The sequence below is a fragment of the Acetatifactor sp. genome, from assembly GCF_982438285.1.
In genome coordinates, this window is sequence record NZ_CEWDFQ010000456.1 from 1 (window position 1) to 1,962 (window position 1,962).

The 1,962-nt window shown below is 48.0% G+C and carries 1 protein-coding gene and 1 pseudogene; both read right to left on the reverse strand.

Features of this window, described 5'->3' with window-relative positions; translation table 11 throughout:
* Window positions 1-635 precede the first annotated feature (635 nt).
* Window positions 636-1,268: a CPBP family intramembrane glutamic endopeptidase gene (locus tag AC1WIP_RS15190; RefSeq protein WP_481142618.1), complete on the reverse strand. Its 633-nt coding sequence runs from the start codon at window positions 1,266-1,268 to the stop codon at window positions 636-638.
* Between the two features lie 483 nt (window positions 1,269-1,751).
* Window positions 1,752-1,962: pseudogene (locus AC1WIP_RS15195) on the reverse strand (hypothetical protein); the annotation flags it as partial.

Consider the following 1,962-nt stretch of genomic DNA (forward strand, 5'->3'; position numbering starts at 1 on the left):
GTACAGCAGGGAGTTCCCCACCGGAGGGAACTTCCTGTTTTTCTTTGCCAGAGATATGAGCCTGTTCCGCCTGCCATGCGGCAAGCTCGCGTTTGCGCAGCGCAGCGGAGCAATGAAAGCCCCAGTGGGGCTTTTAAGCGACCGAACGGTCTTGCGTTAGCAAGATGGAGGGGCCTCGCCCCGACAAGTGACCGCTGGCCTTCCTCGCTGTTCCAACAGGCAAGGATGGCCGGGTAGAATGCCCGCGCCAGACGGTCAATGGCTTCATCGGGATAAGGGGAAGTGTTTGTGGACTTTTTCTTTTTGTTCAAACGCACGCTCCTTTGACGATCCGCAGACAGTTTAGTATGATTGTACCTGATACATCATTCCTGTACGAATCTCGTAAGTTTATCTGCTACGGCATCATGGGAGGCACTGTGACTAATAACGAGAATCAACTTTTTTCCTAGAGTTTTAACAAGCAATTGATTAGGCTATGTTCAGGTTTTCGTCAAGATTGCTTTCGGGTTTATCCAGCAAGATGCAAGTAAAGTCACCCAAAAGGGTACGTGCTGTCAGGCAGCAGGGATCTATGCGAGAGGTCTGACAGAAGTGGATGATGATACCGTTGGCATTTCAACACTTATGCTTTGTTACGCCGTACCCTTGGGCAACAAGAATGTAAAAACCATAATGGGGGAAAGAATATTCACGGCCGCATGGATTGCCCAGCCATACAAAATACTTCCCTGTGCCTTTTGCAATGAAAGCCATCCCAAGGCATAGCCTATTCCACCCGTTAGCAGCACTATGACACACAGCGCAGGGATATTCTTGTCTGGCAGCGCAGTAATGTGTACCATACCAAAAATGAGTGCCTGAACGGCATTCCCTGTTTTCTCTCCAAATTTATGGCACAGGCGTTTACAAAGAAATCCCCGGAACAGGATTTCCTCCGACAACGAAGTCTGCACGATCGCCCATATCAGTATAACTGCAGATGTTTCTATACTCCAACCGGTCTGCCGAAACGCATCCACTGTAAAACCCTGATAATTCAGATTTCCAGATCGATAGAGCCACATATACGGTAAAAATAATGCCGCTAAAAATCCCGCAAGAATACAAAACATAGCATTCAAAGGCGGGGCAGCTGCTGTACTAATTCCCAACCACTTAAAAAAGCCCTTGACCCTTTTCTGTGTAAGGATATACCACACAAGTGGAACACCTGAAAAAATCAAAAGTTGCAATACCGCACTTGTTATCTGGTTGAGTAGGATCATACCGTTCCTCCATTATCATCGTGTTTTTCAAAGGCAGCGCCTGTCCGTTGTGCAATGCAGCCTGCAGGACATCAGAGCGCCCTTATTCTGCGCCTGCAGCAGGAAAATCTTTCCGGTTTTATTTGTCACTGCAGTCGCACCCGGTCTTTCCCGGAAATGCCGCTTCTTTTGCCGAAGAATCGTACTTTGGCCTGTAATGGCCGCCGAATTGCAGTTCCGGCCATTTACTCTTCCGTACCTTGCCACTTTTACAATGTTTTTCGACAAATCGACTAATAATTTCCACAAAAATCTCAATTTTTCATATTTTAACACAACACAAACAGACCGTCAAGCTTTCCTTTCTTGCGGCCTTATTCTTTTATTCAATTTCACCAACCTTCTTTTCTCGACCGCCTCTCTTGCCGTTTAGCCTTCTCTAATGCGTGGCCTATCTTTCCTTATGCTGTCAGCCCAATTTCCCGCTAACATTCTCAGAAGGCGCTACCAGCGCTCTTGTACCCCAGAATCCTGCGCAGGCAGCTGTTGGTCCAATTCTCCGTTGCGGCGATTTCCTCTGCCGTGACCTTTGTGAAGTCCATTCCTTTCGGGTGGCGACGGATCATGCCGCCCACGGCTTTCCTTGACGGTGATTTCGTACTGTTGCAAGAGCCTGTCCGAAAAATCTTCAAAGCTGGTGGCACGGTACAGCACC